Annotated in this window: 19 protein-coding genes and 1 pseudogene; 12 read left to right on the top strand and 8 right to left on the bottom strand. The window is 44.6% G+C overall.

The genetic code is table 11. From position 1 onward, the window contains the following. Positions 1 to 57: 57 nt before the first annotated feature. From BBI15_RS11995 to BBI15_RS11975, 5 genes are read right to left on the bottom strand one after another with little or no spacing between them, the layout of a single operon-like run. A complete protein-coding gene (locus BBI15_RS11995; protein WP_157101659.1) occupies positions 58 to 1548 on the bottom strand; it encodes a hypothetical protein in 1491 nt (496 codons plus the stop codon). A 52-nt stretch (positions 1549 to 1600) separates the two neighbouring features. Further along, entirely contained in the window at positions 1601 to 2314 is a 714-nt protein-coding gene (locus BBI15_RS11990; RefSeq protein ID WP_068869793.1) for an ABC transporter ATP-binding protein, read from the bottom strand. 18 nt (positions 2315 to 2332) lie between these two features. After that, a complete protein-coding gene (locus tag BBI15_RS11985) occupies positions 2333 to 3100 on the bottom strand; it encodes an ABC transporter permease (RefSeq protein ID WP_068869791.1) in 768 nt (255 codons plus the stop codon). Next, the gene (locus BBI15_RS11980; RefSeq protein WP_068869790.1) at positions 3097 to 3987 is read right to left on the bottom strand and encodes an ABC transporter ATP-binding protein; all 891 of its coding nucleotides are present in this window, start codon (positions 3985 to 3987) and stop codon (positions 3097 to 3099) included. The genes BBI15_RS11985 and BBI15_RS11980 overlap by 4 nt, the downstream gene beginning before the upstream one ends. Next, positions 3962 to 4213: a PLDc N-terminal domain-containing protein gene (locus tag BBI15_RS11975; RefSeq protein WP_068869788.1), complete on the bottom strand. Its 252-nt coding sequence runs from the start codon at positions 4211 to 4213 to the stop codon at positions 3962 to 3964. The genes BBI15_RS11980 and BBI15_RS11975 overlap by 26 nt, the downstream gene beginning before the upstream one ends. 593 nt (positions 4214 to 4806) lie before the next feature. Here BBI15_RS11975 and BBI15_RS11970 point away from each other — a divergent pair. The 8 genes and pseudogenes from BBI15_RS11970 to BBI15_RS16685 all read left to right on the top strand — a co-directional run. Continuing rightward, positions 4807 to 5733, top strand: a complete 927-nt coding sequence (locus BBI15_RS11970; protein WP_068869786.1) for a condensation domain-containing protein — start codon at positions 4807 to 4809, stop codon at positions 5731 to 5733. Positions 5734 to 5761: 28 nt separating this feature from the next. Next, on the top strand, positions 5762 to 6262 hold the full coding sequence (locus tag BBI15_RS11965; RefSeq protein ID WP_068869784.1) for an acyl carrier protein: 501 nt from the start codon (positions 5762 to 5764) through the stop codon (positions 6260 to 6262). An 11-nt stretch (positions 6263 to 6273) separates the two neighbouring features. Beyond that, a complete protein-coding gene (locus BBI15_RS11960) occupies positions 6274 to 7275 on the top strand; it encodes an SDR family oxidoreductase (RefSeq protein ID WP_084632871.1) in 1002 nt (333 codons plus the stop codon). Continuing rightward, entirely contained in the window at positions 7242 to 7994 is a 753-nt protein-coding gene (locus BBI15_RS11955; RefSeq protein WP_068869780.1) for a thioesterase II family protein, read from the top strand. The genes BBI15_RS11960 and BBI15_RS11955 overlap by 34 nt, the downstream gene beginning before the upstream one ends. Beyond that, positions 7981 to 9039, top strand: coding sequence for an AMP-binding protein (locus tag BBI15_RS11950; protein WP_068869778.1), 1059 nt, complete (start codon positions 7981 to 7983; stop codon positions 9037 to 9039). Before BBI15_RS11955 ends, BBI15_RS11950 begins: the two co-directional genes overlap by 14 nt. Then, positions 8964 to 9725, top strand: a complete 762-nt coding sequence (locus tag BBI15_RS16300; RefSeq protein ID WP_084632868.1) for a non-ribosomal peptide synthetase — start codon at positions 8964 to 8966, stop codon at positions 9723 to 9725. The genes BBI15_RS11950 and BBI15_RS16300 overlap by 76 nt, the downstream gene beginning before the upstream one ends. 29 nt (positions 9726 to 9754) lie before the next feature. Beyond that, on the top strand, positions 9755 to 10273 hold the full coding sequence (locus BBI15_RS11940) for a helix-turn-helix domain-containing protein (protein WP_068869774.1): 519 nt from the start codon (positions 9755 to 9757) through the stop codon (positions 10271 to 10273). A 194-nt stretch (positions 10274 to 10467) separates the two neighbouring features. Continuing rightward, positions 10468 to 10716, top strand: a pseudogene (locus tag BBI15_RS16685) (PrpR N-terminal domain-containing protein); the annotation flags it as partial. Between the two features lie 218 nt (positions 10717 to 10934). Here the strand turns inward: BBI15_RS16685 and BBI15_RS16680 are convergent. Continuing rightward, on the bottom strand, positions 10935 to 11069 hold the full coding sequence (locus BBI15_RS16680) for a YrhK family protein (protein WP_237150946.1): 135 nt from the start codon (positions 11067 to 11069) through the stop codon (positions 10935 to 10937). Between the two features lie 94 nt (positions 11070 to 11163). Here BBI15_RS16680 and BBI15_RS11930 point away from each other — a divergent pair, with 94 nt between their 5' ends. The 3 genes from BBI15_RS11930 to BBI15_RS11920 all read left to right on the top strand — a co-directional run bounded on the left by BBI15_RS11930 (position 11164) and on the right by BBI15_RS11920 (position 13354). Further along, on the top strand, positions 11164 to 11523 hold the full coding sequence (locus BBI15_RS11930; RefSeq protein ID WP_068869772.1) for a hypothetical protein: 360 nt from the start codon (positions 11164 to 11166) through the stop codon (positions 11521 to 11523). Positions 11524 to 12017: 494 nt separating this feature from the next. Next, positions 12018 to 12599, top strand: a complete 582-nt coding sequence (locus tag BBI15_RS11925) for a competence protein ComK (protein ID WP_068869771.1) — start codon at positions 12018 to 12020, stop codon at positions 12597 to 12599. A gap of 137 nt (positions 12600 to 12736) precedes the next feature. Continuing rightward, positions 12737 to 13354 (top strand): HAD family hydrolase, encoded by a 618-nt coding sequence (locus BBI15_RS11920; RefSeq protein ID WP_068869770.1) that lies wholly within the window; start codon positions 12737 to 12739, stop codon positions 13352 to 13354. Positions 13355 to 13403: 49 nt separating this feature from the next. Here BBI15_RS11920 and BBI15_RS11915 read toward each other — a convergent pair whose 3' ends face one another. Then, a complete protein-coding gene (locus tag BBI15_RS11915; protein WP_068869769.1) occupies positions 13404 to 13877 on the bottom strand; it encodes a VanZ family protein in 474 nt (157 codons plus the stop codon). Positions 13878 to 13907: 30 nt separating this feature from the next. Continuing rightward, entirely contained in the window at positions 13908 to 14693 is a 786-nt protein-coding gene (locus BBI15_RS11910) for a hypothetical protein (RefSeq protein WP_068869768.1), read from the bottom strand. 290 nt (positions 14694 to 14983) lie between these two features. Here BBI15_RS11910 and BBI15_RS11905 point away from each other — a divergent pair, with 290 nt between their 5' ends. Beyond that, positions 14984 to 15490, top strand: coding sequence for a DUF6241 domain-containing protein (locus BBI15_RS11905; protein ID WP_237150945.1), 507 nt, complete (start codon positions 14984 to 14986; stop codon positions 15488 to 15490). Positions 15491 to 15622: the final 132 nt, after the last annotated feature.

The following is a 15622-nucleotide window of genomic DNA, read 5'->3' as shown; positions in this document are numbered from 1 at the left end:
ACTGAGTTTCTACTATATATATGCATTTATCGCTACCCAGACTGTTCAGCTTGTTTCTCATTCCAAAACGAGCGAACTATCTTTTAATTTATAAATTAGCCAAGCAATGACACAAATATTGATCAATAGAAGAAGTGGAAACGTCAAATCAAAGGCGAAGATAGTCAAAGCCGAAATGGCTGAAATGAGTACCATACTAATCATAGCTGTTAGGATTGTGGACTTTCCTTGTTTGATGACCTCCATTTCGCTGGACCAATTATAATTCGGGAATTTCAGATTGATGAAAAATCCGACAATACTGATCAATAGCAGGCTGGACACTGTGAACGAAATGAATAACAGTGATTCCGTGGCAGATGAGCTGAAGCTGCGCACGTATACCGTAATGGCACACGCTAATCCCGGTAAAAACAACAGGATATTCAGCGCAATCTTGGCTTTCGCCAATTCTATCAATGATAGTGGCGAGGTCAATACAATCCAAATGCTGCGCCCTTCAAACGACAGGCTGGAAGATGTAGTCGTTGTCAAAAGAATACATACCGTCGTAAACAAAATAAAAATGTATTTGCTGGATAAGCTGATGAATGACAACTCAAGCGTATAATTGGTTAATAACGGCGAGAGCTCGAACAAATAGGCCAGGCTGCCGATCAACAATAGCGCAGGCGTCAAAATAGTGTTGCTTACATAAGTGATGGACGATAAGTAAAGTTGCAATTCTTTCGAGAAGAGCGATTTGAAAAGATTGTTTGACGACACGGCTCGACTGTCACGGGCTTTCGTCTTGCGGGATGTGGAATAAGCAGCTATAAGGAAATCATATTGTTTGATGAACAAATAACAGGCAACCAAAACAATGAGAATACTAATGGCAAGGAAGCTCAATACCTGTGGGAATTCTGGTTGTGGTTGCGCGTTGATGAAACCGAACAAATTGAGTGGAGAACTGCTGTAGAAAATTTCTTTGTAATTGAGTGAAGAAGCGTTCGCTGCGAAATACAACAGAGGCGATAGAAATAAGGCGATGGTCAACAGTGCTTCGATAATATTGCTATGGACTTTCAGTAAGTTCAACAGCGTTTTTACGGCCAGGGAAATAAGAAATGTGGCAGCGATCACAACTGAAGGTAAGGTGATGATGAGAATTATAGCGCTCAGCAGCACAAAACCTAAAGAAGGTAAGATGAATAGATGCAGCATGACGCCAGCAACGATAGTCATTGCGACAATGAGGAAATACAAAATCAGCAATTTTCCGGCATTGAAGAGTTTTGCTTGCCAGGAGGGAAGCGGCATGCTGAAAATCAAGTCAGTGTCCGACGAAAAGACCAATTTTTGGATGCCGCTCAAAATCGTCCAAATACCAAGTCCCCAAAATAAAATTGATGAAAGGATTGGCAAGAATAGGGCAGATTGATTGTTCATGTACAGGTCAAAGGCAATATAGACAATATACCCTAACGCCATTACGATGGCTGCGCAATAGCCAGCCAGTGTAAGAGCAGCATGTTTTCGGTCATCCCGATGATTGGCTGCAGCCAATCTGGAAAACTGGAAATCGTTTTTGAGGATATACTTTTGCAATTGAAGAAACTTACCCATGGGCAGTAATGCTCCTGAATTTTTCGCCCAAGCTGCTTTCGGATAATAAGTTGATCATCGTGTCATTGACCACGACTTCCCCGTCATGGATCATTACGACTTTATTACAAAGTTTTTCTGCCACTTCCAGTACGTGCGTTGAATAAAGGACGATTGATCCTTCAGCTGCGCGTTTTTTCATTTCTTCCTGTAAGAAATACGTGGCGTTCGGATCCAGACCGACAAAAGGTTCATCCAAAATAATCAGCTTCGGATTGTGCATGAGAATGGAGATCAAGACGAGCCTTTGTTTCATGCCGTGTGAATATGTCGAAATCAGATCGTGGATAGCGTCCCCAAAATTCAACTTCTTGAGCAAAGTATTCAATTGCTCGTTGATGGTCTCATTGTCTATTTGATAGATGCTGCCAATGAGCTCCAAATAAGAGTAACCAGTCATATTGCCATAAAGTACTGGAGTGTCAGGGGAATAGCCGATCATTTGCTTAAACTCCTGCGGATTGTTCGCAATGTTGACACTGTCCAATTCAATATCGCCTCGATCAAAGCGATGAATTCCGACGATTGATTTGATGGATGTGGTTTTCCCTGCACCATTCATTCCGATAAAGGCACAAATATCGCCTGGTGCCAAATCGAGCGTCAAGTTCCTGATGCCTTTCTCGGATCCCTTATAAACTTTGGTCAAGTTATTTATCGATAACATATAGATTGGCCTCCTAGATTAAGACTTTCTGAGATTGGCGTTCGCCCAAGCAAGATTTAGTAGAATGAACAATATACAACTGGCAATGCTGAAATAATTCAACTCACCGACTGGCAGTAATTGGTTTTCCGCCAAGTTTAAGATGCCGCCTGGTGATAATTGAAACAATATATTGTTAAAGCCTTTGATCAGGATGAAGAAAATCGAAATGGCGATTGTCGTCACCGCAATAAGGATAGGTCCTTTAATGAACGTGCTAATCAGGATTGCAAGACTGACGACGTAGAGGATCCATAGACTGTACATCAACAAAAATAATAAGAAACTGGAGAAAGAAAACGAACCGAATAAGAAAATCGTGTAGCCGTAGGAAACGATGGCTCCAATGGCAATGGCAAACATGCTGATGAGCCAGTGGCCGGTGAGCTTTGAGAGCAGGTAGGAGCGAAGCGAGACTGGACGGGTCAGAATAAAATCCTGCATGCCGTTATTACGGTCAGCGGCGATCAGTCCCATAAAACTAATGATTAAAATAATGAGTCCGATTTGATTGAACTGGCCGGAAATGGTCGATAGAAGTACTTCGCCAGAACTTGGCACCGGCCGGTTCGGGTCGATTGTGATGCCATCTGCCCCCCCCACATTCTCGAGGATGACATCCATGTATTTATTAATCAGTGGCTGCGTAACACCGAGTATGACAAAAAATAGTGTTAGCCAAATGAATTTAAATTCTTTTGCGGCTTCCAATAACTCGGTCCGCGTCAGTGTATAAAAGTTTGTCATGTGTCAGACACCATCTCCAGGAAAATTTCCTCGATTCCTTTTTCATAGAACTCGATGGACGTGATGTCCATTTCTTTTTCTGCAAAGTCGTTGACAACTTTTTTTAAATTCAGTTCTCCTGTGCCCGTCAGCAAGAACGTATTTGGAGAGAGGCTGTCAATCCGATCAATTTCAGCGCTTGCCACAGGCTCTGCCATTTGAGGGGATTTTTCAAGTTTAACTACAATCCGTTTGCGATCAGAGATATGCAAATCGTCATCAATGTTTCCGACGATGTGGCCATTTTTGATAATGATATAGCGATCGCAGAATTCGCTGGCATCATCCAATATATGTGTTGAAATGATAATGGTCGTCCGCTTTTTTAAGCGGGCGATCAATTTTTTTACTTCGTTTCGGCCGATCGGGTCTAACGCTGAAACCGGTTCATCCAAAATAAGCAGGAGCGGGCGGTGCAAAATGGCCTGGGCGATTCCTAAGCGCTGCTTCATGCCTCCTGATAGTTGTTCCACTTTGTAATGCCCGCGGTCTTTCAAGCCGACTTCTTCCAATACAGCTGGGATGTTCTCGGTAAGAAATGCTGAATCCAAGCCAGAAAGTTTACCGAAAAACCGAAGTGACTCATCACAAGACATCCAAGGTTTAAAATCCGTATGCTGAGACAAATAACCAATGCTCTTTTTATGCTCCACGATGGGTTTGGAGTGAAACCTAATATCACCTTGCTCGTGTTGCAAAATGCCGGTCATGCATTTGATGAGCGTCGTTTTGCCGGCACCGTTAGGTCCTAGTAAACCGACGCATTCCCCTTCGGCGATAGTGAAGGAAACATCGCTCAGGATTTTTCGTTTTTTGATCGTTTTATGAAGCTTCTCGACTGTAATCACTTCTTATCATTCTCCTTCCGATTACCAAATACAAAATCGGGCCAAGCGATTGAATCAATATGATTGCCACTAGCCAAATGTATGGGGCAGCAATTAGTTCTCTTCTTTTGACCCAGTCGTAAAGGGCAATGCCGATCAACAAAAGATTAAAGAAAATAATCGGCAGGGCAAAAGGGAGGATCTGTGCCCAGTCGATTTCAAGAAGGGCCGTAATGTCTGTATTCATCAACTCACCTCTTTCTATTACCATTATCGATAATGAAAATGTATAAGTCAACCAGTTTGATAAATTTGGGAATATGTAAAGAGCATGAAAGTGATAGATAAAAAAAAGTGGCTTTGTATGATTCAAAAGGTGCGTAAGACGAGCGTTTTTAATTTAAAAAAACAGTTTATATTGTAAAAAAATGCAATTTTATTAGCAGAGGAAAAGAAATTGAATAAAATTTGACGAATAATAAAGTATTTTCAGAAAAAACTTAATAATTAAATAATTAATTTTTTTAAAAATTTTTTTCAATTATAAAGCGATGAAAATGAGTTTATATAAAAATAATTAATGTTTGGAGATGTTTCCTTTAGAAATCGAGTGATTCCGCATAAAAGGGACTTAAATCTGATATATTAAAAAAACTTATTTATATTGAACTGTGTAAAAATACCTATGTTGACTTACTGAAATTGAAGGGACTTTTTGAATTTTAGAGGCTTGAAAGTTTTTTTAGGATATGTGTAATATGTAATCGAGAAATATTTTGGTAGCGAATTACCAAATTAAGAGGAAATAAATTACTTAAATACGAAATGGAGGAAATGGAGATGGGAAAATTATTGAAGGAAAGTTCTTCCCGAGTTACAGAATTTGAATACCAATTGTATTTTTTGTGGAGGAAACTTGGGGTGACAGATCTGTACACGGAGACTTGGGCCTTCAAACTGGCCGATCAAGTTGAAATTGCAAAATTCCAGGAAGCTATTTCACTTGTAATTGAGCATAATACGGAAATACATAGCAATTATTTTCTTTCGGATGATTCTTTAATCAAGAAAGAAATCCGGAAAGATTCCCTCATCCATCTAATCGATAGCGATCATTATCAATTATCGGCCCTTATCGAAGACCTGAAGAAACAGTGCTTTGATTTGGAAAAAGATCCACTCATCCAATTCTACTTATTCACAGATTCAGCCTCTCAAGAACATTACCTTCTCATTAACTCTCACCATATTCTGACTGATTCCATAACGAAAAACGTTTTATTAAAGCAATTGTTTGATGCCTATGAAACTGGCAGCTTGCCACCAAAAACTGAGATGACCCACAGCCAGCAACCAAAAGCTGGTGTTGATCCCTCGGTACTGGAAAAGTATAAAGCGTATTTAGGAGACATGATGCACTACCCAGACCGATCGAATCTCTACGGCGCTATTCAAGAGAAAAATGGCGGCGTGACGCTGCAAATCGACTTTAGCCAAGAGTTCGTGACAAGTACAGAGCAACTTTGCAGAAGCAAGAGAGTCACGCCTTTTGCTTTTTACTCAATCTCGCCTGCCCAGATATCCGATATTACGACTTCACAAAACGGCAGTTTGTATAAAACTGTGTTTAGTTACCAAGAAACGCTTTCCCAACAAGGAATCGATTATGAGATCAATACATCTCAAAACGGAGCCAAGTTCGAATTAACCGCTAAGTTTAAGCATTGCGTTCGGCGAGGACATTCCGTACAAGATTTCGTACAATGAGCGATTTGTCTCCACGAATGATGCAAAAGTGATCAGCCAGTGGATTCAAGACTTGGTCTCGGTCATCGCCGTTCAGGACGGTACGCTTGAGCAATTGCCAGATTATAGTTATATGTTGGATAGAAATCATCTTCAAAAAAGTCCTGTGCCCGTCAGTGAAAGGGCTGAACAGAAAACGGCAAGCTTTGCTCAAGAGCAGGAGGCAGGGGAGTTCGATTTCAAAGAATCCATCAGCCACGTGTGGAGCCGTGTATTGGGGCACACCGAATTTGATGAAGAGAGCGATTTCTTTGAAATAGGCGGCGATTCATTGAAAATGTCGAAGATGATCTTTCTTCTGAAAGAAGATTACGATTATGACCTGGATCCACTGGCCTTTTTTGACAATCCAACAATGAAAGTCTTACAGAAGAACGACAACAGTAACGAAGAGTTGATTGTGCAAAATGCCATGGATCAAGTGCATATTGAACAAGCACAAGTTACCCTCAACGACCGTGTCTTGGTGACTGGGGGACAGGGCTTGTAGGCAGTGAATTAATCTATCAGCTGCTGTCAAAAGGAAAAACGGTCTATTGCGTAGTCAGGGCGAGAAACGATTTTGAAGCCTATGGCCGTGTAGTGGATAAACTAAAGGAAATCAAAGATCCTTCGCAAGACTTGCCGCTGAATCAGCTCATTGTCTACTGCGGCGACTTGCAGCAGGAGAATCTGGGCTTGGCTCCAGAAGTATATCAACAATTGGCAGCGGATATTTCCGAGATATACAACAGTACCGGAAACATAAACTTTATGGCATCCCTTAAAGACTCGCTCGATGTAAACCTTCTAGGCTTGAATCATGTGATGAAATTCGCGCAAATGGGCCACTTGAAAAAAGTGAACCACATCTCCACATTGTCAGTGCTTGGCCATGACCATTATGTCATTGAAGATCTCGAATTAGCCCCAATCAGCTATGTGAAAAGCAAAGTTCTGGCCGAGCAATATTTGAGGGGATACCGGGACAAGCGCAACGGTGTCAGCATTCAACGGTTGGGCAGAATTGCGGGCAATGACCGGAACTACGCTGTGCCTGATAACGACCTGTTCTGGAGGCTGTTGGTCTCCATTCATCAATTGGGCTGCTGCCCGCAAGAGTTTTTGGAGTTCGAAACGGATTTGACACCCGTCAACGTAGTAGTGGAAGCCTTGCTGAAAAATGCAGATTCGCGAAATGACAACCACATCATCAATTATTTCTCAGAGAGTTTGGTTACGTTCGGGCGCTGCGTTGAATTGCTTGAAGAGGTAAGCAGCAAAAAAATTGAAATGGTTCCATATGAACAATGGATGGATGCAGCAGAAAACGATCAGGAGTGGAATCAAATCAAGGTGTTAATCCCATTGTTTAGAGAAAACGTCTTTTACGAGCCAGAAGAAAATAGCGTCGTTACGGAAAACTCTCCGGACAAAAACTATCAGTCCCGAATTACGATCAAAAATTCCATATCAGATGAGGTAATCAAATGTTTCTTAAAAAACGTTCTGAGCCGATACTAGAAACTGTCCAGCTTTTGGCCGTCCCTTATGCAGCGGGTTCTCTAAACAGTTACCAGCAAATGAAAAAGTTGAGCGGCTATGAGTTGCTCAGTTACGAAATGCCTGGAAGAGCACGGAGGTATGCAGAGTCAGGCTATAAAATGCAGGATGTGGTTGAGGAAATTGTGAAAACCATCGATTTTGCCAAGCCGTATCTATTGTTCGGCCATAGCATGGGAGCGTTCATTGCCTATGAGACTTGTGCGTATATTGAACGACTGCAGTTGAAACTGCCCGAAAAGCTCATTGTCAGCGGCCAAATTCCGCCCGGTAGCGTGCAAGCACAGTTGTACGAGAAAGAGATGACGTATCAGGCAACTCTTTCATATTTAAAAAGTATGGGAGGAACGCCTGATGAAGTGCTTCAAAACGAAGAACTGATCCACTACTACGCCAAAATATTGAAAGATGACTTTTCGTTATTGAAGCATTATTTCCAAGATGGCTGTTCAGCAAGCATTGAAACAGATATTGCAGTGTGGTGTGGAAAAGATGATGCCATGATTTCTGCAAGCGAAGTCCGAAAGTGGCATCAGGTAACTGCCGGACGTTGCACCATCACTGATTTTGAAGGCGGCCATTTTTTCATCAATCAAGTATTCGGGGACTTGCATGACCTGGAACGTCAATTGCATGTATGCCGGAATGCATATCGGGGGGAACGAGATGATTTATACTAATGATTATTTGGATGCCTATAATGGAACACATGCCGAGTTTCCAAAGAAAAAGCTCCATGAATTATTGGTGGATGCAGTTCGAATATATGAACAACACATAGCAATCCAGGACGCTGATGATCAGCTAACTTACGGTGAATTGCTTGAGGCGTCTGTCTCGTTAGCCGAACAGTTTGATGCAACAGGACAACCGGTCGCAGTAATGGCACACCGCAGCATTTCAACGATTACTCAGCTTTATGCGGTTTTTCTATCCGGGAATTATTACATCCCGATCGATCCATCAGCTCCGCCATCCAGAAAGCAACAGATTCTCGATAAGACCGAAGCCCGTTATCTCTTTGATGGCGGCGAATTGACCGTACTTCATGGAAGAGATGTCAAATTGCCGTTTCAGGAAAAAATGAGCGATGGCGATCAATTGGCCTATATTATGTTCACCAGCGGAAGCACAGGGGAACCTAAGGGGGTAGTAGAAAGCCATTACCAAGTGTATAACACCTTAATGGATATGAAAGAGCGGATGCAATTGACTCAATACGATGGGTTTCTGTGCTTGGCTTCTCTCTGTTTTGATCTGTCTGTATTTGATGTTTTTGGAGCCGCATTGACAGGCGGAACTTTGCATCTGGTAAAGGATCAACGAGATTTTGCTGATATCGGCCGAGTTATTGAAAATCGTCACGTCACTATCTGGAATTCTGTTCCGAGTGTGATGGACTACTTTCTGAGGGAGATAAAGTTAAGTGAGCGGGCCAAAAATAATATGAGGGTCTGCTTAATGAGTGGAGACTTTGTATCCAAAGATTTGGCTCAAACTACACTCGATACTTTCGGTAAGGCAGGTGTGTATAGCTTAGGCGGAGCAACCGAATGTTCGATTTGGTCCATTTTGTATAACATCACTCCTAATAACATCAATAATCATTCGTTTATTCCCTATGGATACCCGATGGCCAATCAAAGCATATGGATATTAAACCATCGAATGGATTATGCGCTTACGGAGAAGAAGGGCAGATCGCTATTGGAGGCGACGGCGTAGCACTTGGATATGTCAATGACGAGTCCAAGACTTCCACTGCCTTCATTGACCATCCACAACTCGGATGTTTATACTTAACGGGGGACATTGGAACATTTGTCTCACCCGATTATGTAAAATTCATCGGCAGAAAAGATTCTCAGGCGAAGGTCAACGGGTATCGTATCAGCTTGTCTCAAATATCCAACACATTCCTTAATTTGTTTGGGATGAAAAACAAAGTCGTGATCATCCAAGATGAAAAGGACAAAGATAAACTGGCTTTAGTTTACGAAAGTGAAAAAGCAATGGATATTTCAAAAGCCAGAAGTGAGCTAAGTGACTACCTGACACTGTATGAAATACCACATTTGTTTTATAGCCTGGAGAAGTTCCCGTTAACAAATAACGGGAAAGTTGACACCAGCAAATTAACTTTTATTGCGCAGCAATCTTATGACGAACGAGGGGTAATAGCGGCTGATCAAACTTCGGAAACGGACAGCGCCTTTAGAACAATGCTGAAGGAAGTGTTCGGCGTGGAATTGATCGGCTGCAACGATTCTTTGTTTGAACTGGGCGTTGATTCGATCCAGCTGGTCAAAATCAAAAACTGGATCGAAGAAAACGAAAAGAAAGAAATTTCATTGCTGGACATATATACGTTAGATGAAATCGGCAAGCTGGAAGCGGAAATATATAGCTAACTACAGAAAGGATAAAGGTGTATAACCACATGGAATTTGATTTATTCAAAAATCAAGTCAGATTTAAAATAGCGCTGGAACTAATAAATATCGAAGAAGGCCTTTCTATCATGCAACTTAACAAACTGCTCAAAGAAGTGCCGCAAGCGACATTGTATCGGCAAGTCAATTCAATGGTCGATGATCAACTCTTAAAAGTAGTGGGCAATCAGCGCATCGGAAAAGTCGAAGAGAAATTATATGCACTGAATACGGCTGGATACAAAATCAGTGAAGAAGATTGGAATTCCGCCAGCTATACTCAGAAAATCAACTTTGTGACTTATTACTTCATGTATATTTTGCAAAACTACAAAAATTATCATGAAACCAGCATCGCAGAAAACTTCCAGGACCAGTCAACATTTTCCTTAGTCAAAATGGATCTGACAGATGAAGCATTTAACGAGTTCCAATTGGAATTGAGTTCGCTCCTGGAAAAGTACTACAAAGTTCCAAAAAGTGAAGAAAGCAAGGACCGAACCGTATCGGTCGTCATCATTCCATAGGGTTTGGTTGGTTGTGGTTGTCTCCCTGCGCACGACACAATTCTTCATAAATAACCGCCAGCTGACAGCTCAGCTGGCGGTTATTTTCATGCATTCGTGTTTTTCCCTTATGGTTTAATTTTGAACCGGGAAGTATACCGCATCCTGTGACTTTGCTAAAATAAGGCAAAGGATTGAAAAAGTGGAGGTACATAATGCGGAAAGTTAAGGTAGGATTCATTTCCCCGTACGAAGCGATGATGCCGCTGATAGACGAGTTGGCGATGGAGCAGGATGATTTACAGATTACGCGTGCTGTCGGGAACTTGGAGGCGGGTGTTGCACTGGCTTTAGAGATGGAGCTGAACGGGGCGGATGTGTTGATTAGCCGCGGCGGTACGGCGAAAATGATTCGCGAAGCGGTGTCGCTTCCGGTGGTAGAAATACATATATCGGGCTATGATTTAGTGCGGGTCCCTGTGTTCGGAACGATTTTGACAATATGGATGCTGATATGCAGGGGTTTGGCGGGAGAGCGGTCTGGTTTTGTCCCTGTGTTCCGCACAATTCGAGCGAAAAGCCAGCAACCGGTTGACCGGTTGCTGGCTTTTCCAGTGGCAAACTTAACGGGGTGGTTCAGAAGACTCCTTCAGGGCCCCGAGCTGTCGCCGGAGCCGGTGTTTCAACGGATGTTCTTTAAATGGATTTCACTGAATATGCGCATTAAAGGGCGAATGAGCAGCTTGATGCTTCCGAACAGGAAGAACCAAATCGCTATCGTTTCTGTTTCCTTCCAAAAGAACAGAAGGCTGCCCAGGATGAACCAAACCGCGATCAGGACATCGTTGACATTATAATAGAACTTATAACGGTTGTGGATGATCAGTTCGTGGTTTTTTGAAGTGAACTCGATGTCCGAAGAAGAAGCGTTTCCTTTTTTTATGGCATGGTGGATACATCTCCTGGGCCCGATGCCAATGCTGTTTATTCGGCGATGGTGTTTTTTGTTTCTTTTTTCTATACCCGAAAACTGGGAGCGTCATGTCCCTATGTCCGGAACGATTCTGACAACGGAAATCTTGTCAGGTCGGAATTTGTTAGATCAGGAGTCTGATTTTGTTCCTGTGTGCCAAACAATTAGTCTGCTAAAAGCAGACTTTTTTAATGAAATATCGAAAGCCGAAACAGGCCGCAGCTGTGAAAATGCGGTTATTTTTAGCAAAAAGGCGGCAAATAATGACCAAATGATGCATACAAATGATCTGTTTTGAAGGTAATTAAGGGCTTCATGATGTAGTGTAAATTTTCATAAAAAATAGGAAATTAATTGTATACAAGTAATACCAATAAACTATATAATGATTAAAGTTAGAATAGAGTGACAAATTAATTCCGCTTCAGCGGCTGGAGGAAATGCCATGCATGGCGTGGGTCGATGGCTGCTGGGCCCGGTTGGATAGACGGAAGGCCAGGGGTGTTTGGCTGGCGAAGGTTCATTTAAACGTGGAAGAAGATGATATGGCGTGATAGGCATTGCGGCATGTCGTGGAAGCGGAAAGCTGTTCTCGACACTGACGGAAAATCGGTTTTTGGGAGGTGTGCTGTGTTCGCTTCAAAGGGGAGAAAGACAAAAAGAAACCTCCGGATGCGATAGTCTTGGCCGACAGGCATCCGGAGGCAAGCAGTTGGAGTGTACCAACTATTAGTTAGTATACTCCTTTTTCGGTTAAGAAAGACACCATTAATCACAAAAGGGGATAGAAAAATGACAAAGCGCAAGAATTTCAAGTTGGAAATGAACATGGAAAAAGAAATCGGGCAAGATACCGTCTTGATTTTGCCGGACTATGATGAACATGGTTGCTTGAATTCGATGATTTACCATACGGGCGGAAAGATCCACATAGACTCGAAGCCGTTCGATTTGATCGACACCAATTTGCGTTTCCGCGGCTCGAGCATGCGCGGCGCCGTGGAAGGCTCTGCGGCGATTCTCGGGAAGCTTAACAAGAACCCGATCATCATCGACCGGGATAAAGGGATCATATTATTGCCGAGCCAGTCGGCGCTATTGGATGGCTGCGTCTGGCTGTCCTTGCAGCACATCATGGAATGCTACAGCCTGGAAGGCAACCGGACGAAAGTGGCGTTGAGCAACGGCTGTTCGATCATCCTCGATGGCAGCAAGAAGTCGATCCAGCGCCGTATGGAAAAAGCATACGAGCTGCAGTTCAAGATGGAAGCGCAGAAGCGCATTTTCGAAAACGGCAAGCGGGTGATGGAGAATGCCTACCACCTGGAGAAACAGGCCGGCGGGGTGAATTACGAGCATTTGGCGGGGGAATAGAAGCGGTCGTCCCTGTGTTCGGCACAATTCGGCGATGCCAAAAGGCGCCGGATGGGGATTCGCGTTCGGTGTTGTCCCTGTGCACGACACAATTCGCTGCGGTAGAATGGAGAAAACGCAGGGAAGGGACGATACATATGGACAGCATCATTTTTGACCTGGACGGCACGCTTTGGAATCCGCTCGACGTGTCGGTCACGGTATGGAACAAGGTATTGGCGGATAACGGCGTCGAGAAGACGCTCACAAAAGACGATTTGCGCGGCATCATGGGGCTGCAGGCAGATCAGGTCGGGGAAAAGCTGTTTCCCCATCTTTCGAAAGCGCAATGCACCAAACTGACGGAAGAATCCTCCGAACTGGAATGCGTTTATTTGCGGCAGCAAGGCGGGGAGCTTTACGCCGGCGTCGAGCATGTGCTGGAGCGGCTGTCGCAAAAGTACAATTTATACATCGTCAGCAATTGCCAGGAAGGCTATATCGAAAGCTTCTATGAATACCACGGGCTGGACAGGCATTTCGTCGATTTCGAGAACCCGGGCAGGACGGGCTTGTCTAAGGGTGAGAACATTCAATTGCTCATGGAGCGGAACGGCGTGGACTGTGCGGTGTATGTCGGGGATACGGAAGGCGACCGCGACGCCGCGGAACTGGCTGGCATCCCGTTTGTCTATGCGGCATACGGGTTCGGGGATGCGAATGGCTACGATCATCGGATTGAGAGTTTTGACGGATTGTTGGAGTTGTTTGATTGAAAAAAGCCGGAAATCTCATAAACTGAGACTTCCGGCTTTTTGAGTTCCGTTAATGAGGCTTCTCGCCTTCTAAGGCGGTGAAGATTTTCTGCAGGGCCGTGAAGAAAGCGGGAATCATGCCGCCATGCGCTTTCACGGATTCGCCCAAGCGATACGCCGCGTAGATCCCGGCAATGTCGATCAGGGCATCGACCAGCCTGCCGCTGCGCCAGAAGAACAATTGAAGAAACTCGGTGAACAAGGCGAACAAACTGCACAGCATGAGGGTGACGCGCGGTTCTGTTAGGGCTCGATTCAGCAATAGATAAAGAATGCCGAACGACAGGGCATGGCCGGTTTTCTGGAACACGTAAAGTTTCGAGCCGAGTTGGATGTCGCTTATGATGAACAGATCCGACAGGTCCGGGAACAGCCGGAAATGGAAGTCGATGTCGCTCATAAACAGTGCCGTGAAATTGTAATTATTGGTGGCGACCAGGATGCATAATGCCCACAGGAGGGCCGGGATGTATTTGATTTTCATGCAGCTCTTCCTTCCGGTGTGGATATGCGTTTAATTGTGTGCAGTGTTTCGACGTTTCATTCCCCGGTACGGGAAGTTGAACAGGATTAAGCCCACTCCAGCAATTGTTGTGAGCCACGGGTAGAGCTGCGGGGACACCAGCGACAGCAGGGTCGGATAGAGATAGCCCGGCCGCAAATAATGATGGACCGGCCCGATGAAGTCTTCGGTGATCAATTGCGTCTGCAGTTTGGATTTGTTGTTGAAGGTGAACAGCTCTTCCGAGACGGCGCCGTCCTTGGCGATCTTGATGAGCTTGAATTCCCGGTCTTCGATGTCCACATAGCCGGGCATCACTTCTCCGTCGCGGTGGAAGCGCATATCGTAGCCGTTTTGGGCGATAGCGATGGCGAAGAAATCCTTGTCCGTAAACTTGTCTTCGACGGTCCAGTACGTGATGGCGCCATTATAGCGGTCGAGGCCTTCGGCGGCGAGTTCCCCGAATTGGAGCAATTGGACCGGATAGCCGTGGAGTGTCTCGACCGTTTCGCCGTTGACGGTGAGGCGGATGTCGCTCGGGTGGACCAAATTGTCCCAGGCGTTGAAATAGGGCTCGCCGGTCGTGATGTGCGAGGCGCGGATGATGTTCCCGTAGTAATTGGCATCATCCGGAGCGCCGGCGTAATCGGTCCGGTGGCTATTCAGCTCATCGATGTCGTAGCGGATGCCCATTTCGATCTTATAGGCGATTTCCATGAGCATTGGCGTGATGGATGGCAGCGACAGCGCCACGAGGACGATGCCGATGAGGAGGCGTTTGCGTTTCTTCTTGGTCATGGGGAGAATCCTTTCATTACTGGGGATGTGTCTATGCATAAATGCCTATTCCAAGTATAGCAAGGATCGCGCTTGCTGAGGGGATTCGGTGGTGACAACTTGGATTTATTTTTAATAAAAGGAAGAATCTAAGTGCTGGAGTAACGGTTAATCTTAAAGGGAATAGGAATAAAGATAGGTGAAAAAGAGATTTTCACAGATTTTTACTGTATACTAGTCCTTGCTGGTTTTAAAACGCTTTTGCCGGATGGAATGTCCGGCGAAAGGAAGGACGTGTCAATTTGAGGAAAGTGTTAAGGATAATCATCATCCTGTTGGTGGTGCTCGGTGTGCTCGCGGGAGCGGGATACTGGGTGTATCAGAGCTTCACGGCGACCGACGAACAGGAGATTTCAAAAGCGGCAGAAGAGGCCGCAGAAGTACTGGACGAAGACGCGGTGGCCCAATCGCGGCAATCGGATTTGCCGGTCGATACGGTCGGTTTGACGGAAGGGCAGTTCCAGGTCAAGTTGCACCAGATGACGCACCAGAAAATCGTGGCGACCGAAAAGCGCGGAAAGATCCAGATGACGCCCGCACGGATCGAGGAGATGTTGAAGATCCTGCGCGCCAACGAAGGGGCGTACGATGAATACTCGTTCTACGAAGACGCCTTGACCGAATGGGAGCAAGGCAAGTTCTCCAATGCGGTCGATGTGCACAACACAATCTGGGAATGGCATAACGGCACCGTCGGACGCGCGACGGGCTTTATGACGAAAGAGCAGGAAGCGGAGTATGTGGAGGATAATTTCTGAAACGATTCGTATGACGATTTGCCAAAAGCCTCAGGTTCTGCTATGGAATAGGAGGTTTTTTTGGTTTCGGGGAGTCGGATGGGTGCAGGGGGCATCTCGGTGAGTGGGCTATATTGCCGAGTTTTTCTAAAT

The sequence above is a fragment of the Planococcus plakortidis genome (assembly GCF_001687605.2).
Taxonomy (GTDB): Bacteria; Bacillota; Bacilli; order Bacillales_A; family Planococcaceae; genus Planococcus; species Planococcus plakortidis.
Note: the sequence above shows the minus strand (reverse complement) of the source record. Positions and strands in the feature narration are given on the sequence as shown.